This window comes from Leptolyngbya sp. ST-U4, assembly GCF_039962215.1.
Classification (GTDB): Bacteria; Cyanobacteriota; Cyanobacteriia; order Elainellales; family Elainellaceae; genus Leptolyngbya_A.
Window position 1 is genome coordinate 17,682 of sequence record NZ_JAMPKZ010000018.1, and the last position, 23,874, is coordinate 41,555.

At 49.4% G+C, this 23,874-nt stretch carries 20 protein-coding genes and 1 tRNA gene; 10 read left to right on the top strand and 11 right to left on the bottom strand.

Features of this window, described 5'->3' with window-relative positions; all coding sequences use genetic code 11:
* Position 1 precedes the first annotated feature (1 nt).
* On the top strand, positions 2-337 hold the full coding sequence (locus tag NDA02_RS20440; RefSeq protein ID WP_190792006.1) for a hypothetical protein: 336 nt from the start codon (positions 2-4) through the stop codon (positions 335-337).
* 16 nt (positions 338-353) lie between these two features.
* Positions 354-758: an NUDIX domain-containing protein gene (locus tag NDA02_RS20445; protein WP_199296548.1), complete on the top strand. Its 405-nt coding sequence runs from the start codon at positions 354-356 to the stop codon at positions 756-758.
* 50 nt (positions 759-808) lie between these two features.
* Here the strand turns inward: NDA02_RS20445 and NDA02_RS20450 are convergent, their stop codons facing one another.
* The 4 genes from NDA02_RS20450 to NDA02_RS20465 all read right to left on the bottom strand — a co-directional run bounded on the left by NDA02_RS20450 (position 809) and on the right by NDA02_RS20465 (position 8,633).
* Positions 809-1,774 carry a GNAT family N-acetyltransferase gene (locus NDA02_RS20450; RefSeq protein WP_190792005.1) on the bottom strand — a complete coding sequence of 322 codons (966 nt, stop codon included), beginning with the start codon at positions 1,772-1,774 and terminating at the stop codon, positions 809-811.
* Between the two features lie 21 nt (positions 1,775-1,795).
* Positions 1,796-2,107 (bottom strand): ASCH domain-containing protein, encoded by a 312-nt coding sequence (locus NDA02_RS20455; RefSeq protein WP_190792004.1) that lies wholly within the window; start codon positions 2,105-2,107, stop codon positions 1,796-1,798.
* Positions 2,108-2,124: 17 nt separating this feature from the next.
* Positions 2,125-4,587: a hypothetical protein gene (locus tag NDA02_RS20460; protein WP_190792003.1), complete on the bottom strand. Its 2,463-nt coding sequence runs from the start codon at positions 4,585-4,587 to the stop codon at positions 2,125-2,127.
* Positions 4,588-4,772: 185 nt separating this feature from the next.
* Positions 4,773-8,633 carry an AAA-like domain-containing protein gene (locus tag NDA02_RS20465; protein ID WP_190792002.1) on the bottom strand — a complete coding sequence of 1,287 codons (3,861 nt, stop codon included), beginning with the start codon at positions 8,631-8,633 and terminating at the stop codon, positions 4,773-4,775.
* A gap of 314 nt (positions 8,634-8,947) precedes the next feature.
* Here NDA02_RS20465 and NDA02_RS20470 point away from each other — a divergent pair, with 314 nt between their 5' ends.
* Positions 8,948-10,732 carry an AAA-like domain-containing protein gene (locus NDA02_RS20470; RefSeq protein ID WP_348255727.1) on the top strand — a complete coding sequence of 595 codons (1,785 nt, stop codon included), beginning with the start codon at positions 8,948-8,950 and terminating at the stop codon, positions 10,730-10,732.
* 518 nt (positions 10,733-11,250) lie between these two features.
* Here the strand turns inward: NDA02_RS20470 and NDA02_RS20475 are convergent.
* Positions 11,251-11,616 (bottom strand): hypothetical protein, encoded by a 366-nt coding sequence (locus NDA02_RS20475; protein ID WP_190790931.1) that lies wholly within the window; start codon positions 11,614-11,616, stop codon positions 11,251-11,253.
* 358 nt (positions 11,617-11,974) lie between these two features.
* On the opposite strand from NDA02_RS20475, the gene NDA02_RS20480 reads away from it, so the two are divergent.
* The 6 genes from NDA02_RS20480 to xylB all read left to right on the top strand — a co-directional run bounded on the left by NDA02_RS20480 (position 11,975) and on the right by xylB (position 17,876).
* On the top strand, positions 11,975-12,154 hold the full coding sequence (locus tag NDA02_RS20480; RefSeq protein ID WP_190790930.1) for a hypothetical protein: 180 nt from the start codon (positions 11,975-11,977) through the stop codon (positions 12,152-12,154).
* Positions 12,155-12,506: 352 nt separating this feature from the next.
* The gene (locus NDA02_RS20485) at positions 12,507-13,535 is read left to right on the top strand and encodes a substrate-binding domain-containing protein (RefSeq protein ID WP_190790932.1); all 1,029 of its coding nucleotides are present in this window, start codon (positions 12,507-12,509) and stop codon (positions 13,533-13,535) included.
* A gap of 102 nt (positions 13,536-13,637) precedes the next feature.
* Positions 13,638-14,597: an ABC transporter permease gene (locus NDA02_RS20490; RefSeq protein ID WP_190790929.1), complete on the top strand. Its 960-nt coding sequence runs from the start codon at positions 13,638-13,640 to the stop codon at positions 14,595-14,597.
* A 140-nt stretch (positions 14,598-14,737) separates the two neighbouring features.
* Positions 14,738-15,478, top strand: a complete 741-nt coding sequence (locus tag NDA02_RS20495) for an ATP-binding cassette domain-containing protein (protein WP_199296426.1) — start codon at positions 14,738-14,740, stop codon at positions 15,476-15,478.
* The gene (locus NDA02_RS20500) at positions 15,475-16,356 is read left to right on the top strand and encodes a sugar phosphate isomerase/epimerase family protein (protein WP_190790927.1); all 882 of its coding nucleotides are present in this window, start codon (positions 15,475-15,477) and stop codon (positions 16,354-16,356) included. The genes NDA02_RS20495 and NDA02_RS20500 overlap by 4 nt, the downstream gene beginning before the upstream one ends.
* 38 nt (positions 16,357-16,394) lie before the next feature.
* Positions 16,395-17,876 (top strand): xylulokinase, encoded by a 1,482-nt coding sequence (gene xylB / locus NDA02_RS20505; protein ID WP_190790926.1) that lies wholly within the window; start codon positions 16,395-16,397, stop codon positions 17,874-17,876.
* 139 nt (positions 17,877-18,015) lie between these two features.
* Here xylB and NDA02_RS20510 read toward each other — a convergent pair whose 3' ends face one another.
* Entirely contained in the window at positions 18,016-19,107 is a 1,092-nt protein-coding gene (locus tag NDA02_RS20510) for a hypothetical protein (RefSeq protein WP_348249141.1), read from the bottom strand.
* A gap of 809 nt (positions 19,108-19,916) precedes the next feature.
* Here NDA02_RS20510 and NDA02_RS20515 point away from each other — a divergent pair.
* Entirely contained in the window at positions 19,917-21,662 is a 1,746-nt protein-coding gene (locus tag NDA02_RS20515; protein WP_190793959.1) for a hypothetical protein, read from the top strand.
* 9 nt (positions 21,663-21,671) lie between these two features.
* Here NDA02_RS20515 and NDA02_RS20520 read toward each other — a convergent pair whose 3' ends face one another.
* From NDA02_RS20520 to NDA02_RS20540, 5 genes are all read right to left on the bottom strand, one after another.
* Complete coding sequence (locus NDA02_RS20520) at positions 21,672-21,878, bottom strand: hypothetical protein (protein WP_348255730.1); 207 nt, start codon at positions 21,876-21,878, stop codon at positions 21,672-21,674.
* Positions 21,879-21,969: 91 nt separating this feature from the next.
* Entirely contained in the window at positions 21,970-22,116 is a 147-nt protein-coding gene (locus NDA02_RS20525) for a hypothetical protein (RefSeq protein WP_190790765.1), read from the bottom strand.
* Complete coding sequence (locus NDA02_RS20530; RefSeq protein WP_277879055.1) at positions 22,109-22,234, bottom strand: hypothetical protein; 126 nt, start codon at positions 22,232-22,234, stop codon at positions 22,109-22,111. Before NDA02_RS20530 ends, NDA02_RS20525 begins: the two co-directional genes overlap by 8 nt.
* 312 nt (positions 22,235-22,546) lie before the next feature.
* Positions 22,547-23,728 carry an RtcB family protein gene (locus NDA02_RS20535; RefSeq protein WP_190790751.1) on the bottom strand — a complete coding sequence of 394 codons (1,182 nt, stop codon included), beginning with the start codon at positions 23,726-23,728 and terminating at the stop codon, positions 22,547-22,549.
* A gap of 43 nt (positions 23,729-23,771) precedes the next feature.
* Positions 23,772-23,868, bottom strand: a tRNA-Ile gene (locus NDA02_RS20540).
* Between the last annotated feature and the right edge of the window lie 6 nt (positions 23,869-23,874).

The window sequence follows — 23,874 nt, forward strand, 5'->3', positions numbered from 1 at the left end:
GATGGGTACAAATGATATGAGCGCAGAGTGCGATCGATCCTTGTATTTGAGTGATTCATTCACTCAGGCATACCAGCGTTGCCTCCAGGAAGGATTTTCTCAGGGAGGAGGTTACGTCCGCGATTCAGTGAATGCGATGAGTGCGTGGTCGTTTGCGTTGGAGAATATCACGATTCCTGTAGACCTCTGGTATGACGGTTTAGATACCAGTCCTGTTCACTCCCCCGATTTTAGCGTAACCCTCGCTGCTCACTTGCCACGGCTACCCATATCCTTGATCCTAATGAGGGAGGCTCCATTCTGTGGACGCGATCGCACGATATTCTATCAAAGCTGAAATCCCCTGTGTCAGTATGAATAGCATGATCATTGATGTTGTCGCCTGGATTTGCATCAGGGATAGACAGGTTTTATGTGCCCGGACAACGGGTAACGATGTGTTCTATCTGCCTGGTGGAAAACGGGAGAAGGGTGAGTCTGACTGGGAGGCATTGCGCCGAGAGGTTCAGGAAGAACTTAATGTCAGCCTGATCGCTGAAACCTTAACAGAAGTAATGGTCGTGCAGGAGGTTGCTCATGGCTACACAGAACCAACTCAGGTGACGATGCGCTGCTTTGGGGCAGACTACAGGGGTGAAATCATGGCAGATTCTGAAATTGAAGCGATCGCGTGGCTGAGGTACATAGATTTAGACCAATGTGCTCCAGCTACGCAACGGGTACTGGAGTATTTGTATAAGCAGCAATGGATTGATTAGGCGCGATTACCCCGTAGGGGGAACTGCTTCGCATCGCTTACAAGCGGTAGCTACTCAACATCATCCGCCGTTTCGACCAGCACCAACTCTACGTTTGGATAACGGTTTATCGCTTCCACCAACCAGTCAAAAACCGTGGGTCCCTTTTCTCTCAGGGCTGCTCGTAGTGCCCAGGCGGTTTTAATTAACGCAGTAGGAGGACAATCCCGTAACTGTTGCAGCAGTTGGCGAACAGTCTCGTCATAACCTAAAGCTGCTCTCGCATAGTCTACTTCTCGCCATACTAATCGGAATGAATCAGGTAAGCATCCATAATCACCTCGAAGTACAGCATGGAAACCATCGAGGTTCTTATCCCAGGGTTGTCCTGCCAGCAAAATCTGTTCCACTTGGTTGTAGAATGCCTCCAGTGTGGTGGTGCGACGACCATCAAGAATATACTCTGGTTTTAACTCATTGACTGTATGCAATAACCAGCCTTTCTTCCTCAACTCAAATGTTTGCTCTAGACAAAGTTCATTCTTGAATACAACCTCCTCAGAGCTTACTAAGTTCATTCCTAATCGTGTCAGAAGATTAATTGATGGATGATTGCGGCTATCTGTGATGCCAATGACTTTCGTAATATTTCCAGGTTCGAATAATGAGCAAAGCAATGCTTGAATCGCTTCTTTTGCATAGCCATTACCTTGTTCTTCTCGATGTAGCGTAAAACCAATTTCTACTGTTGTTGTATCGTGCTCACTTACCTGTATCCCAATATCACCAATCAGTAGATTGGATTGCTGGAGAGCGATCGCAATTTGAAACCATTCCCCTGGAATTCCAATTGGAACTGTACTCATTTCATTGATGAAAGCGATCGCCTCATTCTCTAATAGCATTGACCAACTTTGGAAGCGGGCAACCTCAGGGTCATGCCGGTAGGCAAGGAAGCGATCGAGATCAGTCTCAGTAAAGCGCCGAAGCGTCAGTCGTTCAGTTTGTTGGGGAAGAAAGTGTTCTGGAAATGACATCGCTCTTCAGCATCCTGATGACTACGAGTAAACCACACGAAACCGCTCGCAAACCAGCAGCATTTGAGGAGTGGGCTGCTTACCGATTTGAGGTAATCCCCGTGAAAAATACCTCCAATGTTCCTCTCTCCAGGATTCCAGGGAACGGTCATCCTCACCCTCTTCATAGGCAAACTGTGCGTCCACCTCATTAAATGCTCGGAGTGTTACTTCTGTCGTTTCAATAATGCAAAGAGGGCGATCGCTTCCATCCAGCACAATTGTTTTAGAACCTATTTTAGGGGGTTCGCTACTCTCTGCTTCCCATTCCCATACGGTTGAACACGCTGCCATTTTAACTCCTTTGAGAATTAAACTTTGAATTGTTGTAACGCGATCGTTCGATAAGATTCTTCGTTAAACCCCATTACCATTTGTACTGCGAGAGCAGGCTCCTTGGCATTTAAAGCTTCTTCAACCATTTGCCAGAGGAGTTCCCGTTGCTCGAAGCGATTGGGCATTGTTTCTACAGCCTCGCGCGAAAATTGTGCGGCTTGGTTAGCGCGGCTCGTTTCCCCCTGAAAGGCATAGGCTTGAGCAATGAGGAACCAGTTATAAGCCTTCAAGTTAGGAGACTGAAGATCAGCGTTGATTTGCCCCGCCTGTAGCAACTGTGAGATAGATGGATTTTGGACTCCCGAAAGCACGAAATAAAAACGAACTGCATCATTCAAGGCTTGTTCTCGCTGGCTATCATTAGGAATCGTTTCCGCAATTTGCTGAAGTCGAATGACAACGGCTTGTGCCTGAGCGTTTTGACCTGTGGCATGATAGTTCACCACCATTTGAGCCAGCGTGGAAATGTATCCAGCTTGGTGGGGCTGATTCTGGATAATCTGGAGGGCATAGGCTGGGTCAGAAGATGCTGCTGCAACTGCAATGCGTCCAATCATCCAATCCTGTTGAGCAGGTTCCAGGCTTTGTGCTAGGGTCAAGGCGGCTTCTGCAGTTTCCTGCATTTGCGGTTCCGCGCCTATAGTTGCATAGGCTTTGACGATCGCCTCCATTCCTCTAAGCTGCTGCAATGGTTCTGTAGCGGTGCTGTTAACTGTCCTTAAACCCGACAGCATTTGCATCGCTTCTTCCTCATCCCCCGCAAGGAAAAACATTTGAGCCACTTCAGCCATCGGCACTACTGTCCAGAAGGGGAAAGATGACGACCGCTCACTTCCAGGAAATTGACTGATCAGATTAAACGCGCCTTCTGCCGCTGCTTGTGCCTCCTCACGCTGTTGCAGTTGGGCATATAATCGGGCAATCGTTCCCAGATACCGCACCTGTTCTCGCACCGAATCTTGATTCTGAACCTCTAGAGTTTTAGCTGATTCAAGCGCCTCATTTAACACTGCCCTGGCTCGATCGGATTCATTGAACGCCAGATAATCCTGAGCAATCTCTAGCAACAATCCTGCGTTAGAAACGGTGACGTAGGTATTGCGATCGTAAAAGATAGTCATTTTATCCACAGTGCGAGCTACAGCCAAAGCTTGATCTAGCATGGCGATCGCATCTTGAGGTTGATTAACCTGCCGGTACTGTTGAGCGATCGTTTGCAGTGCATTGACGCGAGCCTGTTCCTGAAGGACATTTGCAGCTTGCATTGCCCGATCGTACTGTTTTGCTTTCGCCGCTTGCTGAACGATCTGTTGCAGGGCTTCTACTTTCAGGTCAGGCATATCGCCAAAGGGTTGCAGGATTCCATCTGGCACCTGTTGCGTAAGAGCGATCGCTTCGTTATACCGTCCAACATCGGAGTAGACGCGGGCGATGATGACTTTGGCATGAGCCTGTTCATACCCGGTGAAGCTGTTGGTAAGAGCTAGAGCGCGATCGAAGGCTCCGACCTGGGCGAAGTGACCTGCCCACTGAGCGAAGACCTGCGATGGCTGCATTTTGGTTAGCTCATAGGCTTCGGAAAGAATGCTGACGGCGCGTTCTTTTGCTCCAGCTTTAGCATAGGCAAGAGCGACTTCTATCCAGAGCTGAACTCGGCTGCTTGGCTCTGGAATCTGACTGGCAATCTGGTAAGACAGGTCAGTCTTGCCGCTGCGCCATGCCCACCGTGCTAGGGTTGAGAGCAGGGATGATTTTTCGTTAGGGTCTGTGATCTTTTCTGTGAATGCCAATGCATCTGTGAAGCGATCGGTGTTGATATAGCTTTTGAGAATGGCATCGCGTGCTTGGTCGCCGTAATCCTGTATAGATTGGCTGAGGGCAATTGCCTCGCTAAACTGTCCTTGCTCAGCCAGATAAGAGACCACAGGAATTAAGGCTTGGTCACGGGATGGAGCAAACTGAATTTTCTCGGCAAATTGCTGGGCTGTCTTAATCTGTCCGGCATTCAAATAAGCTTGGACGATTGCAACTTCCGCATCCGTCCTTACAGGCACACAGCACCCTAATGAAGGCAGGGAGTTATAGCTCATGCGGTTGGTGATAGCGATCGCCCAATCGTACTGTCCCAGTTTTGCTAACTCTGCTGCAATGGTGGCAAAGAATTGGTCAAGGGTAACGGAATTGGAGAGGAGCGCGGTGATTTGTTCAGCCTGGAGTAAGGCTTCTGTCGCTTGAGCAACTTGACCATTGGCGGCATTGCGCCGGGCTGCCCGAATTAGCTCCCAGGCTTGAGCAGCAGGGCTTGACTGAGGACTGACTTGGGCGATCGTAGGGACAGAATGATCCCCTGACAAGGCAGACAAATTTGGAATTGCTTCTGCGGCAGCAGGTACAGCAGCAAACAAACTGACAATGATGGGCACCATCCAGGGCTGCATGACAGATCTCTCTGATTCTACGGTGGTTTCAGATGGAAAATGGAAGAGCATTATTCGCAATTACACTAAAGCATAGATACATCATTTGAGAGGCTTTTTGAAATGCTTTGCGATTTTTCTAGGAACTCATACTGAGTAGTTAGGCTTCATCAGCAGTAAGATTAATTCCAGAATGGCTTTTAGATTTAGGAAGGACATTGAAGTGTATCGCGCAAGTCTGGATGATGGGTGAAATAGGGAGATAACCAATTGCAGCCCTGCTTTAATAGGCCTGGCAATTCAGGCACTTGCCAGTGATGGATCGTATTGTTATTTCCAACGGTGAAGATTGTTTGACCATCTTTGCTGAAGCTGATGTTGTGTGTGCCCTCAGAAACACTCATATCGCTCAGCAACTGTCCATCTAGTGTCCACAATCGCAGCTCAGTGCTGGCCAGGGTGGCAAAGCTGCGGCGATCGGGGCTAAATGCAATTCTGAAGATAGAATCGGTGTGTCCTGTAAAATCGCTGAGGAGCTGTCCCTGGCGGCTCCAGACTTTGATATTGCCGTTCATCCCTGTGGTCACAAAGTATTGTCCATCGGGGCTGAATTCGATCGAGTAGGCATCTGGTTGGGTTTGCTCTAGCGTTTTAACAAGCTGTCCCTGAGCTGTCCAGATTTTGATTGTTCCTTCTAAGCCAGTTGTGACTAGGTGTTGATTATCTGGGCTGAATTGCAGAGCGATCAGAGCTTGATCGTGAGCTTTGAAGCTTGCTTGTCTTTGCCCATTAGAAGACCAGATTGTTAGGGTGCCAGTGCCATCGGCTTGTCCTGCTGCAATCCATTCTGCATTGGGGCTAATCCGCAGTGCGTTAATCGATGACGTAGAAGAGAGCCGAGTTTGTAGCAGCACCTTTCCCTCACGATTCCAGAGATGAATCTGATTGTCGGTGGTCGCAGCGGCGATATGGCTTCCATCTCGGCTGAGGGCAAGGGAACTGACGTAAGGAAGGCGACCCTTCAGTTCTTGCAGCAGTTGTCCCTGCGGATTCCACAGGCGAATTAGCCCTTCCTGTCCGGCGATCGCAATCACCTGCCCATCCTGGCTGAACTGTGTTTGCAGGTAGGATTGTCCGGAGGTATCTAGTGTTGTTAGTCTCCGTCCTGCGGTATCCCAGAGTTGGGCTTTGCCCTCGGCACTGATACCAATCACGCGATCGGCTGCTCCGTTGACATCGGTGGATGGCATAAAGTCAGACGAAGTTCCCTGTAGTGGGTAGTAATTGAACGATTGCAGGTTCCATTCCTGAATCGTTCCAGCGCTTGAAAACGTGAGCAGACGATTACCCTCTGGAGAAAACCAGGCGTTGAGAATTCTGCCCTGCCCTTGCATCATTGAGACGATTGGCTTAACCGCTTTAAGCTGTTGACCCAGGTAAATCTTGCCAGAGAAATCGCTAAAGATAAGGTGATTACCCTGAGGACTGAGATGTAAATTCGCTTCCACTGGCGTAATGGTTTGGGATTTGGAACGGTTACCAGGAACCCTGGGAGTTTGTTGTTTTCCCTCAGGTGTCCAGTAGGTTACGTCTCCATTAATTGTGATCGCTACAATTTCGTTGCTCGAGAGGAATTCAGCATCCGCGATCTGTGAATGTGCGACATTGCCATTGCCCGGAATTTTGATTTCACCAAACCGATCGCCGCTCAACGTCCACACTTGACCAATACCGTCCATCCCAACCGTTAGTAGATGCTGATTATTGGGACTCCACTGCATCTTCAAGTGAGGAGAGGCTTTGAAGCTAGCTAACGTTTGACCGCTGCGGGACGCAATTTTTACATTACCCCGCTCATCGATCGCCGCTAAATATTGCCCATTTGGACTGAACTGCACCGCATGAATATTGCCCTCAAACCCCTCCAGCTTAAACTGGTAGCGTCCCTGAGATGACCAGACATCGACTGCCTCAACACTAGCCGCCGCCAGCCGCTCATTATCAGGACTAAATGCCAGACCGAACACCGGACGATTTTGAGGTTGTTGCAACTCTCGCAGACGATGCAAAGCAGTTCCCCCTTCGGGGTAATCACCCTGTCGATCCCACAAGCGAATTTTACCGTCAAAGCCGGAGGTTGCGAGCAATTGACCATCTGGGCTAAACGCCATCTCCAGTTCTGTGCCACCATGATCACCCAACGTTGCAATTTGCTTTCCCTGAGTTGTCCAGAGTTGAGCGGCGGCATGAACTCCTGCGGAGGGAGATGCAGAAGCTACTGCGACGAGTTCTCCATCAGGGCTAAATTCCACCGCCCCCAGGTTAGCCGGAAAACCTGTTACCCGATTCTGTTCGCGAATCTGGCTCAAGACCTGATGCAGTGCTCGAACGGGGCTGATCGCTGGATACTCAGCCCAGGGACGATTGCCCCTCACCAACTGGTTTAGCGCCTGCCCAGCCTTCATCGCAGAAACTAGAGCATCCAGTTCAGAGGTTTCAAACTGTCGTAAAACGGTCATTCCCTGTCGTTCCAGGCGTGTGCCTGCTAGGGCAGTTTGCTGTTTTTCCAGGGCATTCTGGGCAAACAGAGCCGCGATCGCCGCTCCCACAATTGAAGCCACTAGCACGACTAATCCGATGCGAATTCGCCGTTTAGCCGTTTGATTGGCTTGGGTCAGGATTTGATTGGCTCTGGCAATGCTCTCTTTCTCCTGTTTCTCGATATCCCAGCCAATCTGAGCTTCCAGTTTCTCTAGTTGAATCGTGCGATTCTCAACGGCCTGGCTCGCCGCTAAAAACTGGTAGTCCTCATCGCTCAAACTCTTACCTGCTGACCAATCTAGCGCCTCGCGCAAGGCTTGTCCTCTCAGCAGGCGGGAATCATCCTGGCGATCGGAGTTTAGCCAGGCAGCGATCGCCTCGTTGTAAATCCGCAGCTTGTCAAGCTGCTCACCGACCCAGATTGGATCAAACACAGTTGCGTAAATCCGGTTTGCAACCCATAGCCTGCCCTGACGCTGCACCACCAGACCCGACAGCTTCAACTCCATCTGCTCCCGCGAATCATCAGCAGGAATGGATTGACTGGGAGACAGCAAAATCTGCTGATAAAGCCCTAATAATCGTCCTGCCCACTGCTCATTCCGAAGCAGGCGATCGCGAATTGTTTTCAAGTGTTCGGGATAGTCTTGTGCTTCCCAACGATCGATAATCCGCGTCCTGATAAGAGCATCAACAGAATGAGTCATACAATTCTGTCCAGCCTGTTCACAACTCCATTCCTGAACAATTAATTGACAGACTCTTTGCGTTAAAAACGGTTGTCCATCCGTCCATCGTAAAACTTCGCGTAACGTTATCTCAGGATCGGGCACAACACCTTTGAATCCTTCCGCTAAAACTTGGGCTTCGTGTTCAACAAAGCCATACAAATCGATCGCTCTACCAATGTTAAAAGGGGTGCGATTGATATCACTAATCAGATCGCCAGGAGTTGCAACACCTAGCAGCGCAAAGGTGAGCCGACGATAGGCAGCATGGTGTGCTCGCTTGTTATAGCAGGCGCGAATCAGAACAAAAAAATCATCGAGTGAGTCTCGAAAACTGAGAACGCTGTCGATTTCATCAATGAAAACCACAATCGACTGAGACTGTTTTAATAAAATCTCTTCAATGAGTTGGCTTAGCCGCTGCACCGGAGAGAGGGAACTGCGATCGCGCCACCAGGTCATAAACTCCGCAGCATTAAACAGGCCTAGTTGGCTCACCAGCTTGTAGGCAACGCCGCCGTACCACTGCTCCAGAGACACCTGATTGCCAATGTCAGAAATATCGATCGCGACACAGGCAATTCCCTCCGCCTGCAAACGATTCATCACCTGTACCTGAAGGCTGGATTTCCCCATCTGACGCGAGTTCAACACATAGCAAAACTCACCTGCCTTCAGCCCCTCATACAAATCGAGGTCAGCCTGCCGCCTGACGTAGGTAGGAGCCTGTTCGGGTAAAGTGCCGCCTGCCTGGTAATAGGGATAGTGAGCGACCGTTCGATTGGGATGTGCTGTCATAGTTAGTTAGACAAGAAATGAGGGAAATAGATTCTGGGAATCTGTGGTTATCTCCTATGAAAGTTGAGAGGTTAGTGAGTTCAGGCAGGAAAACTTTATGTTGCAATCAAGTTTTCATCGACTTTATTGAGCTTGACTCCTATCCTGCACCAAAACAGCGATCGTCAAAGCATTGAAGAAGGAGAATTGTGCCGTCCTAGATGTTCGTCCGAAACGGGTAAGTGACGGCTATACTACCGGGGTTTGTTCCATTCGTCATAATTGAAATTGCCAACACGCTGAGATTCTGTTTTGTTCTCCCCTTTGCCCTGACTATGCCGCGATCGCTCAAACTCCGTCAGTCCTGTATCTCTGACATAAAGCTGTCTCTATTGCGAAACGGATTTCCCAGCCAGCGGCTCCTCGCTGAGCAGCTTGAGATTGCCCAATCAACGGTCAGTCATTTTCTCAATGGCAAACCCGTAGATTTCGTTAATTTTGTAGAACTTTGTCAAGCGTTGGGGCGGGATTGGCGCGATCTCGCCGACCTAGAAGCAGAACCACCCGCGGAACAAACTCAGCCAAAGTTGAACGGGCAGGACAGTACTGTAACCATTTTGATTAGCGGTGATGCAAGCTGTGCTGAACTGATCACGCAGCTTCAGCAGTCGTGTGCCCAAACTCGGCATCAAGTGGTGACCCCCTCCACGCCTTTGCTATCTGCCGAAAATCTGCAATTCTCGGATTACTGGCTGTTGCTGTTAACAGAACAATCCATTGCTAGTGAAGCAACTCTAGCAAACGTTCAGCTTGCCAGGGAATTGCAGACGAAAAGGTGCCAGCCTGGAATTTTGCCGATACTGCTCAACTTACCCTGGATGCAGCGATTACCGTTTGATTTACTGAGCTATTTGCAGGACAGCCAACCGTGGCAATGGCAGCTATCTGAATCATTTACCCGATTATCATCAGCTCTGTTGGAGGTTTTGAAACAGCGGCGGATGACTCTTCCGGCTAACCATGAGCTTGCCATATCTTGGAGACAGCTAACAACGCCTACTGACCAATCACCTCTTCCACCTCTCCCCAGCGCAGCTCCTGAAATCCCCGGTGGGCAAATCGATCTCGAATCGCAGTTTTATATCCAGCGACCTCCGATCGAGACATTATGCTACGAAGCGATCGCCCAACCCGGGGCCCTCATTCGGATCAAAGCCCCCCGCCAAATGGGCAAAACCTCCTTAATGGCTCGCATTCTTCATCAGGCAAAACAGCAAGGAGCGCGGGCTATCCCCCTGAGCTTTCAGCTTGCTAATCAGCGCAGCCTGACCAACCCCGATACGTTTCTCCAGTGGTTCTGTGCGAGTGTAAGTTTAGAATTGGGACTGCTTGACCCTGACCAACTGGCAAGCCACTGGCAACTTGCTCCCGTTATTGGCAGCAACCAATGCTGCAAAGCCTACTTTGAACAGTATTTGCTGCCGTCTCTCTCCACTCCCCTAGCCCTGGGCTTAGATGAAGTCGATCGCGTCTTTGCAAACCTCGAAATTGCTGATGATTTTTTTGGGCTATTGCGTGCCCTCCATGAAGAAGCAAAACGGCGAGAGATTTGGAAGAATATTCGTCTGATTGTCGTGCATTCCACAGAGGTTTATATTCCGCTTGATATCAACAAATCTCCGTTTAACGTCGGGCTACCGATCGAGTTACCAGAATTCACGGTGCCTCAGGTGGAGGAATTGGTGCAGCGTTATGGTCTTGCACTCTCTCCTGAAGCTATCCAAGCCTTAATGGAATTGATTGGAGGACATCCGTTTTTGGTGCGATTGGCACTGTATGCGATCGCTCACCAAACTCTGAGCTTTGATCAACTCCTGCAAGAGACCTTCATAACAGGCAGCATTTATGCAGATCATCTGCGTCGCCACCTCAGCAATCTCGAACGCAATCCGTTTTTAATGCAAGCATTTCGGGACATTGTTTTGCACGAGACCCCCGTGCGGCTTCCCTCCGAACAAGCCTTTAAACTAGACAGTATGGGGCTGGTTAAATTAGTAGGGAATACTGCGCTGCCCCGATGCAAGCTCTATCGTAACTACTTCCGTCGCTACTTTGAATGAGCCAGATAAATGAATGAGTCAGATAAACGAAACTGTCAGAGCAGTTGTGTCGCAAATACTTTTTAGTGACAAACTTAGTGACAAACACAGTATCTCGTTCGCGTTCCGTTAAGCGCTAATTCCGAAGAATGCTTCAATCAATTTTACTTGAGACACACTGTCTCCTTTGCTGATTCCCTTGACTTGTCCTTTGCGAATTAGACTCATTGCTTCAATACAATGATTTCGGGCAGGAAGTGTTTCCACTTCAACAAGAATTGGGAGGCTATTTAGGGTGTGACTAGAGAAAATTGAGCTTCCCCACCTTGTCATTTATACGACACAACCAAATCTTGAAGGGTCAGCACTGTACAACATTACCGTAGTGCCGTTCGTATAAGATTTACCTCTTGAGGCTTTCCTATTGTGCTTAAGCTCATTATATAAATGTTTTGTAACGTTTTTGCTTAAACCTTACAAAATTCTTAGGAAAACGCTAGGCAACAATCGCAGCGCAAATTCTGGAAGTAAAACTGAGATTAATCCTTCTTTGGCTCCGAAAAGTCTCGCGCGACTAGATGCGATCGCTCCTGCTGCCTTTGCATCAGTTCATCCAAGAGCTTAAGCTGCTGCTCCAGTTCAACGATCGCATCCCGTCGCACGATTGATCGCTCCCAAGCAAGGTGCTGGCCACTGCCAATGCGCCCTAGAGAACGAACAGTTTGCTTACCCACACTTTCCTCCTTTACTAGGCGAGCATAGTAGTAGGTCTTGCCTGCCTTAGAAGTCGTCGTTGTTGTTGTGAGAAAATAACGTGCTGGAGCTACAGACCCACTTTTGCGAATTGCTTCGATGCAATTTAAAAGGCATTGCTTCTCGGCTTCGAGGTGAGAAGAGAACATCATTATTTTCGTAATGTTTGCTTGTCTATCTTACAAAAATAACTGATCGGGGAAGACTTTACATCCGCACTTGCAAATTTGAAAAATCATTCTGATTTTGTCAGATTAGATTTTTAACCTTACAAAAATTGTCAAAACACTTAGAAGCCAAAGAAGCGCGAATTCCTAGATGATTAAGAACCAAAGGCAGCTGCAATATTATAGAAGCAATAAACCATAAGCTGTGCCACATCGCCTAATCAGGGTGCAATGTAGTTGCAGCAGTACTGTCAACTCAACTAGACAAATTTAAGAATAAGCAGATAGTCCCTGGCAAGTTGGAATCACAGGATTATGCGGCAGGTTTCAACCCAACAATCTCTTGCCAATCCTGAATCCGTTGGCGCATCTGTTCACGGTAGCACTGAGCGGTGAGCGGGTGTTGTTTCGGACGGAAACTGTGGCACATCCTGCAAAAGAGCATTCGACGATACGAAACATTAGCGTCATGGGCTGCCGAAGCTATCTTCGGCTCGACCCACCTCAGAGAATGCATCTGTGACGATCGCAATATCTCCATCTCCCCGTCCTCGTTTTACTTTCTTTGCTATCCTCGTTTTACTTTCTTTGCTATTTTTGTTTATCATTCGTGTCCATCGAATCATCATTGAGGTCAGTCTTTAGGTGGACGCACAGTTTTATGCCTCCGTAGAAGATAGAAAAATAAAGTTTTCCAGGATAAACGCACTACAATTTTGTAAATGAATATTCTCTAGACATCATTCTCTAATAAACACTACATCTAGAGAAGATTCTGAATAAAATTCAAAATTTGTCTTTGTTTATGAAGATGCGTTTGCCCTAGGGATAGTCTCACGATAGGAGGCATGAAAGTGGGCAAGAAACGATGCGACATGAGGAGTGCTTCAGTGCTTTTGGTCGCGGTGATGGTACTCGCGGGCTGTAGTGGACCTCAACGCAATAACAGCAGTAATGAGAGTAGCAATCAAAATGGAGGGAACACACAACCTGTTGCTGCAGTGATTAAAGGATTAGATAATCCCTTCTTCCAAACAATGCAGCAGGGCATTGAAGATCAGGCAAAAACCGCAGGTACGACTGTCACAGTGCAGGCAGCCAATAGTTTAAACGACACGACAGGACAGGCTGATAAAGTGCAGGCATTGGCGGGGCAAAATTATGGCTGTTTTATCATCAATCCCATCACACAAACAAACTTAGTGCAGCCCCTTGTTCAGGTTGCTAATGCAGGCAAGCATATCGTTAACATTGATAGCCCGATCAGTAAGGAGGCTGCACAGACAGCTAATCTGAAGCTCTCGACTTACATTGGCACCGATAACGTGAGTGCGGGTAGATTGGCTGCTGAGGAAATGGCTAGATTGCTGCCGGATGGTGGAGATGTCGCTTTGATAGGCGGTGTTTCTGGAGATGCAACTAGTCAGGCTAGGCTGGAAGGCTTTCAACAAGGCATTCCCAATAACATTCGGATTGTGCAAACCGTTTCCGCAGATTGGGAGCGGCAGAAAGCATTGACCGCCGCTGGAGACATTCTGCGGGCACGCCCCGATTTGAAAGGATTCTTTGCTGCGAATGACGATATGGGATTAGGAGTGGTTCGAGCACTCGCTGATGGGGGACAACAATCTCAAGTGAAGGTGATTAGTGTAGACGGACTCCAAGATGCCATTAAAGCAGTGCAGCAGGGGACGTTGTCAGCAACGGTTGCTCAGTATCCTTATGCGATCGGAGCAATGGGCATGGACGCATGTCGGGCAGCAATTGCGGGTGAAACCCTGCCACAGGACGTGACTGCCCCCGTTGCCGTGGTGAACAGGAGCAATGCAGATCGAGCGCTGCAAAGTTTCCCCAAACCCTTCTCTGACTATGAAAACCCCTTTGCCGATCTGCTGGGGCAGTAAAGCCTGAAGCAGCGATCGCCATTTCTTGCCGTAGGGGTGTTTCTTCAAATGCCCCTGCGATTGCCCATTGATGCAATTTTCCTACATCGTAGAAGGTATGCCATGACACAGGCTCATACATCTCCAACCTTGGGGCGACTGCGAGACCCTAGCTTCTGGGCAGATTGGACAGCAGCCGTCGCGCTAGTTCTGTTAATTATCGTTTTTAGCATTGCTTCCCCCGTATTCCTGACGGTGGGGAATGTGCAAGCCCTTCTGCTCGCAGCAGCAATTCTCGTCGTGCTGACGATTGGACAAACTTACGTCATTTTGACTGGAGGAATCGATCTATCTGTCGCTTCGATCTTGACGCTAGGAAGTGTCGTGCTTGGGCAAGCCTATAGTCGCGGCTGGGGAATTGGAGTGGCGTGCTTGTTGGCAATCGCGGCAGGTGCTCTCCTAGGACTAATTAATGGGCTCGTCATCGCTAAAGGCAAAATTACCGATTTTATTGTAACCCTTGGCTCCCTTAGTGCAGCGGCAGGCGCAGCCTTAGTGCTATCCGATGGGAAGCCCGTCCAAATTGCCAGTCCTTTTCTATTGAGGTTCGCGACGGGCGGTCTGGGTCTTATCAGCTATTTTGTGATTTTGGCAGCGATAATCGCCATCATCGCGCATATTGTGCTGTTCCATAATCGATTTGGTACTCATCTGCTGGCAACAGGGGGAGATACAGAAGCAGCACGGGCAACGGGAATTAACACCGATCGCATGAAAATCATGGCTTATATGATCTCCGGCTGCTTAGCAGGAATCGCCAGTATTATGCTAACTGCTCGTGTAGGCGCAGCAGAGCCTGCCTCGAATACCAGTTTTCTGCTCAACTCTGTGGCGGCTGTGGTGCTGGGGGGTGTCAGTTTGTTTGGTGGACGAGGCACGGTTGCGGGTCCAGTCATCGGTGCGTTGTTGCTCACAGCGCTTGTTAATGGTTTGACGTTGCTGTCGGTTTCCCAGTTTTATCAGCCACTGGCGGTCGGGATTGTCGTTGTTCTTGCCGCCTTGCTTATGAGGTATCAACAATGAGTTTAGATGAACCGATTCATCCATCAGGAGATGGTTCGAACCCTTCCAATTCCATCTCATCCCCTTCTAGAAATGGGGGCCTTTCCCCGTCTACTAGAAATAGCTCAAGCGCAACAATACCCAATTCTTCAAACGTACTCTTGCATGTCGATCGGGTTAGCAAATGGTTTGGCAATGTTCATGCCATCACAGATATTACGATTTGGGCTTACAAAGGCGAGATTACGGCGATCGTTGGTGACAACGGGGCAGGAAAATCTACATTAATCAAATGCATTTCAGGAGTGCATACGCCGACCGCAGGACAAATTCTCATCGATGGCAAACCCGTTCATTTTGCCTCCCCAGAAGATGCTCGACGGACAGGGATTGAAACGGTTTATCAAAACCTGGCGCTTTGCAATGACCTAAGCATTTGGCAGAATCTGTTTTTGAACCGCGAGTTGGTTAAACGGTTTGGACCGCTCGCATTTCTTGACCAGCGGACAATGCGGCGTCGATCTGCTGAAATGCTCAGTCGATTAGAGGTTAACATTCCCAGCATTAATGCCAGAGTACGGCGTCTATCGGGTGGCCAGCGACAGGCAGTTGCTATCTCCCGCGCTGCAAGTTGGGGGTCGCACCTGGTGATTATGGATGAACCGACCGCAGCCCTTGGTGTACGCGAAACCGCTCGCGTTGAAGAATTGATTTTGCGGCTTCGAGATGATGGTTTGGCAGTGTTGCTCATCAGCCATAACTTCGATCAGGTAATGCGCCTTTCAAACCAGATTTGGGTGATGCGCAGTGGTCATTTAGTCGGGGGACGACGCACTGAGAATACTAGCGGCAAAGAGCTGGTGGCGATGATTACAGGAGCCCAACAGGAGGAACAATCATGAATCAAATTGGTGTCCACGCGCTGGTGTGGGTTGGAGGATGGAGCGAGGCGGAATGCCGAAGGGCGATCGAAAGTAGCAAGGCTGCGGGGTTTGATCTGATCGAAATCCCAGTTCTCGACCCTTCCACGATCGACATCGACATGACCCGGCAAGTCCTCCAGTCGGTTGGGCTGCAGGCAGGTTGCTCTCTAGGTCTCAGTTTTGATACCGATATTTCAAGCGTAGATCCAGCAATTGTGGCGGCAGGCGATCGCCTTCTCCATCAAGCTTTGGAGGTTGCTCGCGGCATTGGTGCTAACTATTTGGGGGGCATTCTCTATAGCGCTTTGGGCAAATATTCTCAAATGCCCACAAGGGAAGGGCGTGCAAACTGCGTTAATGTGTTGCGTGGCTTAGCGAGGGAGGCTGCTGCAGATGGCATCACGCTGGGTTTAGAAACCGTCAATCGGTATGAAAGTAACCTCCTCAATACAGCCGAGCAAACAATCGAAATGATTGACGCGATCGGCGAGGACAATGTGGTGGTACACCTTGACACGTATCACATGAACATTGAAGAGTCGGGTTTTCGCACTCCGGTATTAACTGCTGGCGATCGTCTAGGCTACGTGCATGTCGGGGAAAGCCACCGGGGTTACCTCGGCACGGGCACGATAGACTTTCCGACGCTGTTTGATGCGCTAGCTGAGATCAATTACCAGGGCACCATTACCTTTGAAAGCTTCTCCTCAGCAGTAGTTTCCCCCAATCTTTCCACAACGCTAGCGATCTGGCGCAATCTTTGGAGCGATGGGATGCATTTGGCTCGCCATGCGCGTCAGTTCATTGATCAAGGATTGCGAACCGCATCGCGATCGCTTGCTGAAGCGAACCCATAACCGTTCTTCAACCCTTTCAACAAACCTTTAGAATTACCATGCTGCTGGGAATTGATTTGGGTACAGGTTCCGTTAAAGCTTTGTTATTGGATAAGGCTGGAACTGTATTGGCTGAATCTTCGCAGACTTATGGGGTGCAATCTCCAAAACCAGGTTGGGCAGAGACAGACCCGGAAGCATGGTGGGAGGCTGTAGCGATCGCAGTGCGGCAGGCGATGGCGAATTCTTCGTATCCTGTTGAGGCGATCGGGCTTTCGGGCCAGATGCATGGGGTTGTGCTAGCCGATAAAGAGGGGCGACCCTTGCGCCCTGCTATTCTTTGGGCAGATATGCGGTCAAGCGATGTGCTCGAAGTCTATCAGCAGCTTCCTGCCGACTTGCTGCACCGACTCGCCAACCCGATTACGGCGGGAATGGCTGGGCCAACGCTCGTGTGGTTGCAGCGAGAAGAACCGAATATCTATGCTGCCGCTCGTTGGGTTTTGCAGCCAAAAGACTGGCTACGTTTCCGAATGACAGCGGAAGTCGGGGCAGAACCCTCAGATGCCTCTGGAACCTTACTGTTTAATGTGCGATCGGATCAGTGGGCTTTTGAGGTGATGGAAGCATTGCATCTTCGCACCGACTGGCTTCCAGACCTCTTTCCCTCCAACCGTATTACAGGGCATCTAACGGCTCAAGCTGCTCATCATTTGGGTTTAGAGACAGGAATTCCTGTGGTTGCGGGGGCTGCTGATACCGCAGCAGCGATGCTGGGTAGTGGCCTGCTCGACCCCAGAGCAGTGCAGCTCACAATTGGTTCAGGAGCTCAAATTATTACGCCGCTCGCTCAGCCCCATGCCGATGATTCCCTTCGTACCCATCTCTTTCGTACAGCTTTGCCCGGACAATGGTATCGGTTAGCAGCGATTCAAAATGCCGGGCTGGCTCTGGAATGGGTACGAGGAATTCTGGGCTTAAGCTGGACAGAGGTCTATGAAGCCGCTGATTCCATTCCTCCTGGGTGCGAAGGACTGACGTTTTTGCCCTATCTTACTGGGGAGCGTACGCCTCATCTTGATCCTCACGCACGGGGTACCTGGGTCGGATTGGGATTACACCATACGCGATCGCACCTGATGTGGGCTGCTCTGGAAGGAGTTGCTTTTGCGATCAAGCAGGGAATGGAAGCGCTTCCTTCTGAGTTGCGCTACCCGCAAACCACGACTCCTGATATGTCTATTCCGCACGTTCGCCTGGCGGGTGGTGGTACCCTTGAACCTGCTTGGAGACAACTGCTCGCGACAGTGCTACAAGTGCCACTCTATAGCATTGCGGTATCAGCAGCCTCAGCCCGAGGAGCCGCGATTCTAGCAGGTCTAGGAATCGGAGCCTATGGCGATAAACACATGATTCCTCAATTAAGGATTACGGCTCCCCCAACCCTTCCAGATACCTTTTCTCCCAAGTTAGACAATGCTTGGATACGCTTTCAGACTCTTTATCCAACCTTGCTCCAGTGGAGATCGCAACTTCCTTAGGTACTGTTAACTTAACTGGACAAATTTAAGAATAAGCAGATAGTCATAACACAAGTCCTGTAGGAATCAGTTCCTAGTTGAATTAGCGAACAGGAGGAGGTGAAGCCGTTGTCGCAGCTCTGCCGAACTGAGCTTAAGCTCAAATTGCATTTGCTTTCAACTTCTCAGGATTAATTTGAAACTGAATTGTTGCAGCCTTTCTTTTGCCAGGAAGCTCCTGTGCCCCTAAGATATAGCCTTCCTGCTGCAACTCCTCTACAGTACGCCAGAAGATTTGGTTGTTGCGTGCAGTATTGCTCCCGAACAGGTCAAGATTCTTGAACAGATATTGTTTAGAAATCGTGAGGTACTGTCCGTCCTGCGGGGAGTCCCACTTCAACCGGCTAGCTAGGTAAATCAACAGCTTTGTCTTATAGTCGTTCTTCGCATTGTTTCCTAGCTTCTGCTTTAGGTCAATATCGCTAGCAAACAATACATAATCTCCAGTGCGTCCTGGACCCTCGAAGAATTCTAGAGCAACTGTGTAGGCATCTGCTAATTCATAGGTATAGTCAGCAGCCTTCAATAAGTCAAAGTCGCGTGGAACGTTATCAATTTCATAATCTTTGATTCGCAACACGCTCTTGATCATGACCTTTGCACCAACCTGATTACCCTTCCGAAGGGATTGGGCAAGTACAAGTTCTGTGCGGTGCAGAGCGACGAGATCGCGGTTGAGCTGCGATCGCACCTTTGAAGCAAACCCACCGTCTTTGGTACGCTTGTAGCCAAGGCACTCTAGCAGGTCATTCGATCGAAACGTAACCAGTCGTCCGTTACCTTGGTGAGCTGCTAATCGATATAGGTAAAGCACGATTGCGACCTGTCTGGGATTGAGGAAAGTCAGCAGCGCCATGAATAACCGTTGGATTCTGCGATCCTGGATCTTCTCCAATCCATTACTGATCCCTTCATCACTACAGGACTGTAGATCGAGATCGGCATACTGCTGCTTTAGTTCTTCCCATTCCTCCACTGATAGGTTTTCTAACTGTACCCGTCGAGTCAGTATCACTTCACTAGGGTCATTAGAATCTGATTCAACCCGCATCTCCAGGTAGTACCCATCCTCATCGGCTCGTAGGATTGGTAGCTGGACATCGGGGTTTCTAAGAGATGCCCCTGCGCGAGGCAGCACCATCAAGAGTTGCCCATCAACAGCGAACGATCCGTTTTCCTGCTTCTCTACCATAAGCTCCTGCTGATCGGTCTGGGGTTGTTTGGCAATTTTACCAGCGAAGTAGTCCAGCAAGGCATATTTTTTAAGCATCTGTCAATATCCCAGAACTAGCGTTCCTTGCCTGAAGGAAAACAAAATCCGCTAAATCTGGAATTACTCTGTAACTCCGGCGTATGATTTTGCAGGAGTAACCTGTAACTCCGGCGTATGGTTTCGCCTGAAAAGGCCTGTAACTCCGGCGTATGGTTTCGCCTGTAAATCCGCCGTACTACGATTTAATCAGTCTGTAATTCCAGCGTATGGTTTTACCCTGTAACTCCGACGTATAAGTCGTAGAAAACAGCTTATGAAAGCACTGAGTTTATTAAAGTCTTATTTTTAAGCCTGTAACTCCGGCGTATGGTTTTACCCTGTAACTCCGGCGTATGGTTTTGGAAGGACTCTGTAACTCCGGCGTATGGTTTTACCCTGTAACTCCGGCGTATGGTTTTGCCTAAAAAGACCTGTAACTCCCGCGTATTGTTGGCCTGTAACTCCCGCGTACACTGAGATTTCGCCTCTTGAGATCCTTATAGTGCAGTGGTACGCTTTGTCTTGGAAAACCTAAAAAACCGGGGCGGAGCCTCTCGCAAAGCCTCTCTACACCCGGTTCTCTAGTTCGAGTCTGGAACGACTGCCATCGTTTCAGATTCTTTTGATTTACCTTCTTGCTAAGGCTACCACATTTTTCTTTGGTGTGGCAGTCTGAGTTTTGTGTTGGCTATAGGCTGGAGAATCAATAGAGGCATTTGCTGCTTGCCCTGGCTCTCAAGAGAGTCATCATGGTCAGTGCAGCTCGTGAATTTCAATATGTTCAGGAGTGGGACGATGCATTTCTTATGCTTTTCCCACATCGTTTTGACTACATCTGGGCAGAGCATTCAGATCCAGGTGTAAAGCCCCAGTGGAAGACGGAGAGTCGACATCCCTTAAGCGATCGCCTGATTCGACAAGGATCTTCTTTGTATGGTGTGCGCTTTGGTGCGGAAACTCGGTATGCTCTGGTTGATATTGACGTGACCAGTCTTTATCACCCCAGTCGAGATCCCTTTGCTATTTCTCGCATTGTTGCTGCCTTGGAACCACTGGGACTTGTCGGTTATCTTGCTTGTACCTCTAGCTATAGCGGGGGACTTCACCTTTATTTCCCATTTCAGCGATCTCAGAGTTCCTGGCAGGTCGCTATTGTCCTGGCTTGTCTTCTGGAAAATGCTGGATTCAAACTTCAGCCTGGGCAGCTTGAACTTTTTCCGAATCCCAGGCCTTTCACAACGGATGGAACCTATAGCCTCTTTAATGCTCACCGTCTGCCTCTACAGGCTGGTTCCTATCTCTTAAATACTGAGTGGCAGCCTGTTTGGGGTAATACACAAACTTTCGTTCGACAGTGGCAGTTTGTTCAAGAGCGGAATACTTTGGATACCAGCACAATCAAGCGAGTGCTGAAGCAGGCAAGGCGACGCCAATACGGAATTTCTGGCAAAGTGGAAAAGTTTATCAATGATCTAAACGCTGAGATTGAGCAAGGTTGGACTGGAGTAGGGCAAACAAATCGCCTTCTAGGACGCATTACCATGCGGTCCTATATTTTTCATCACCTTCTAGTAGGTGGTCAGCCGTTAGAAGGACAGGCATTAGTGGATAACATTGTAGTAACTGCACGATCCCTACCTGGGTACACAGATTGGTGCCAGCATCAGCATGAGATTGAACACCGCGCTGAGGAATGGGCACGATGTATTGAAAACAGCCATTACTTTCATTTTGGTTCTCGAATTTCCAAATCTAAGCTAGAACTTCAAGCCCCAGAACTGGCGACCGCAATTGACCAGTTGCCTTCTTGGAACCAGCGACAGTCAGCAGTGACAAGGGACCGTATTAAGCAAGCAATTGCAGATTTGCTTGAAAAGGGTAGTTTACCTGTTCGACCAACAGCTCGTTTTCAGGCACTGCTCCAATATGGCATTGGAGGTGGATCACTCTATCGCCACCGTGACCTGTGGCATCCCAATTATTTTGGACTGGGATCTGCTCAGGAAGAGGGAGCAGGTCATCAACCTGTGGAAAACCCCCCGCACCCCCCTTGCTTCAGTGAGAACAGCCAGTTAGATTGCACTGAAGCAGCATCTAACTGGCTCAGTTCTCCAAGCTTATTTCCTAACGGTGGCGGTGATAATAGACAGGACAAGGCTTCTAGCCATTGTTTTAGTTCTGAAGGGCGATCGGCTGATGGTAATGCTCTTGCTCCTTCCGGTTCAACTGGGGTGGAGTATATTCAGCAAGCTCTGTTTCAGGTGAAGGCACAGCAGGAAGCGTATCAGCAGGCAAGGCGATCGGCTCAATTGCGGCTGCAGCACATCCGCTCTGAAGCTCAACAGAAGCAGCAGATTGACCAGATGCAGCAATATCTTGCGTCTGGTGATCCAATTCTTATAGCAGAAGCAAGGGCATGGGCAGAGATTAATCCAGGAGTGCTGGACATGGAGCAACTGCAACTGCCGCTCATCCAGATACCTGATTCTGAATAGGGCAGGGAGTTAAGCTGTCTTATCAGGGCTAGACGTAGGCAATAGATCCCGGTTGGAAAAGGTAAGCCGCTGGTACCGAAGCTGATAGGTGCTGAGCAGCACATCAATTTCTCCTCGATAGTAGGGCTGGCAATCCGAGAAGTTGAAAGCCTCGCGATCGAGGACGTTAGCTAACGTCGTTTCCAGTAAGGCCTCGACTGAATAAGCTATCTCCACGGCTTTTTGGACAATAAGCCTCCTGGATCTAGTTTGGCAGGACTGTTGAGATTATCTGGGCTGTCACCCGACTCAAGTGATCGATTAGCTCCTACGCAAAGTGGGATTGCCAAATTAGCCCTTTAGCGATCTGTATATTCAGAGCGGCAGCCTGCAAACGTAATCGCTTCACTGTCCAGAAAGCCTGCGATCGCCATTTCCAGTACCATTTCGATCGGATACTGTGTTTCCTAGGCATGACCTAACAATGCTTGCTGAACGTGTTCGGGTAGGGCTGCCAGGAACATTTTGGCAGCGATCGGGCTAAGATGCTCGTCGCTTTGCTTAGAAGGTAGGGGTGTGCCAACGGTTTGCATTACCCCTCACAGGGTATCTGGCATTATAGGGCGGTTGTGCAGCAGCGATGATAATAGCTTCTAAGACCAGAGAAAAGCCTTGTGTCTATCCCAGAACCGCTCGCGGCTATAGCATGTTTGCCTACGTAGAGTAGTCCAAGCTCCCGGTGTCGAACGGCATGGATGCTGGCATTTGCAGTTACATCTTTGAACGATCGGGTAATGGGAAGACACTGCTCAAACGGGGTGGAGGCAAGAGTATCTAAGATTGCAAGGAAGGGATTGAAGAGCCAATCAATCCTGCAGATCGCAGTTTTATGACTCCTCCAACCTCTAGCCTTTAACGCACATCACCTGCTTCAGCGTGGCAACGACTTCGACCAGATCGTTCTGGTTCGCCATCACCTGCTCGATCGGTTTGTAGGCACTCGGAATTTCATCCAGCACGCCTTCGTCCTTGCGGCACTCTACCCCATCGGTCTGCTGAATCAGATCGTCCAGCGTAAAGTGCAGTTTTGCCTTATTGCGTGACATTTGGCGACCTGCCCCATGCGAGCAGGAGCAGAAAGCATCTGCACAGCCCTTGCCCTTCACGATGAAGGACTTTGCACCCATTGAGCCAGGGATAATGCCATAGTCTTCTTGGCGCGCCCGCACTGCCCCTTTACGGGTGACATACACCGATTCGCCAAAATGAGTTTCCCGCTCGGCGTAGTTGTGGTGGCAGTTGACCTGAATGGAGGGCTTAAACGGTTTACCGCCTGCCAGATGCGTTTCAACAACGCGCTTGAATCGTGCCATCATCACTTCCCGGTTCCGCAGGGCATAGTTTTGCGCCCATTGCAGATCGCGCCAGTATGCCTCGAATTCAGAAGTGCCCTGAACAAAGTGAGACAGATCCGGATCAGGCAGCTTTAATCCAGCCAGCTTTGCCAGCTCTTTTGCCGTTTCAATGTGACGCTGCGCCAGCATGTTGCCGATGTTGCGGCTACCGGAATGCAGCATCAGCCACACCTGTCCCTCGGTATCCAGACACAGTTCAATAAAGTGGTTGCCCCCGCCAAGGCTACCCATCTGCTTCAAAGCTTTGCCATCCAGGTGTTGAACCCCAGAATGCAAATCCTTGAAGTCACCCCAGCCCTGCCAGTTGGTCACGTCTTTGTCAGTGTCCTTGTTCTCGTTAAAGCCAACCGGAATCAGCTTTTCAACGTCCAGACGAATCTGCTTCAGCTTCCCGTCGAGCTGGTCAGCATGATAAGGCGTTTTTACAGCACACATCCCGCAGCCAATATCCACGCCCACAGCAGCAGGGACGATCGCATCTTTGGTGGCGATCACTGACCCCACCAATGCACCCTTACCCAGATGAACATCGGGCATGAGGGCAACGTGCTTGTGAACAAACGGCAAGGAGGCAACGTTCTTTGCCATTTTCATTTCATCATGTCCCAACTCATGTCCTGCCCAAGACAGAACGGGCACTGGAGTTGATAAATTGAGCTTGTCGTAAGGCATAGTTTCGTGTCCTTATCGATGATTGTGAACTGGGATAAACCCAAGCTAATGACAGGACTCGAACCTGCCTACGCGCAGCGAAGCTGATCCGTACCGCATCGCTTATAAGGCGATTGCTCTACCCACTAAGCTACATCAGCATTTGG

Coding starts and splice junctions, on each gene's coding strand:
- NDA02_RS20440 (WP_190792006.1), top strand. CDS start 2: ATGGGTACAAATGATATGAGCGCAGAGTGCGATCGATCCTTGTATTTG.
- NDA02_RS20445 (WP_199296548.1), top strand. CDS start 354: ATGAATAGCATGATCATTGATGTTGTCGCCTGGATTTGCATCAGGGAT.
- NDA02_RS20450 (WP_190792005.1), bottom strand. CDS start 1,774: ATGTCATTTCCAGAACACTTTCTTCCCCAACAAACTGAACGACTGACG.
- NDA02_RS20455 (WP_190792004.1), bottom strand. CDS start 2,107: ATGGCAGCGTGTTCAACCGTATGGGAATGGGAAGCAGAGAGTAGCGAA.
- NDA02_RS20460 (WP_190792003.1), bottom strand. CDS start 4,587: ATGCAGCCCTGGATGGTGCCCATCATTGTCAGTTTGTTTGCTGCTGTA.
- NDA02_RS20465 (WP_190792002.1), bottom strand. CDS start 8,633: ATGACAGCACATCCCAATCGAACGGTCGCTCACTATCCCTATTACCAG.
- NDA02_RS20470 (WP_348255727.1), top strand. CDS start 8,948: ATGCCGCGATCGCTCAAACTCCGTCAGTCCTGTATCTCTGACATAAAG.
- NDA02_RS20475 (WP_190790931.1), bottom strand. CDS start 11,616: ATGATGTTCTCTTCTCACCTCGAAGCCGAGAAGCAATGCCTTTTAAAT.
- NDA02_RS20485 (WP_190790932.1), top strand. CDS start 12,507: ATGAGGAGTGCTTCAGTGCTTTTGGTCGCGGTGATGGTACTCGCGGGC.
- NDA02_RS20490 (WP_190790929.1), top strand. CDS start 13,638: ATGACACAGGCTCATACATCTCCAACCTTGGGGCGACTGCGAGACCCT.
- NDA02_RS20500 (WP_190790927.1), top strand. CDS start 15,475: ATGAATCAAATTGGTGTCCACGCGCTGGTGTGGGTTGGAGGATGGAGC.
- xylB (WP_190790926.1), top strand. CDS start 16,395: ATGCTGCTGGGAATTGATTTGGGTACAGGTTCCGTTAAAGCTTTGTTA.
- NDA02_RS20510 (WP_348249141.1), bottom strand. CDS start 19,107: ATGGTAGAGAAGCAGGAAAACGGATCGTTCGCTGTTGATGGGCAACTC.
- NDA02_RS20515 (WP_190793959.1), top strand. CDS start 19,917: ATGGTCAGTGCAGCTCGTGAATTTCAATATGTTCAGGAGTGGGACGAT.
- NDA02_RS20525 (WP_190790765.1), bottom strand. CDS start 22,116: ATGCCTAGGAAACACAGTATCCGATCGAAATGGTACTGGAAATGGCGA.
- NDA02_RS20530 (WP_277879055.1), bottom strand. CDS start 22,234: ATGCAAACCGTTGGCACACCCCTACCTTCTAAGCAAAGCGACGAGCAT.
- NDA02_RS20535 (WP_190790751.1), bottom strand. CDS start 23,728: ATGCCTTACGACAAGCTCAATTTATCAACTCCAGTGCCCGTTCTGTCT.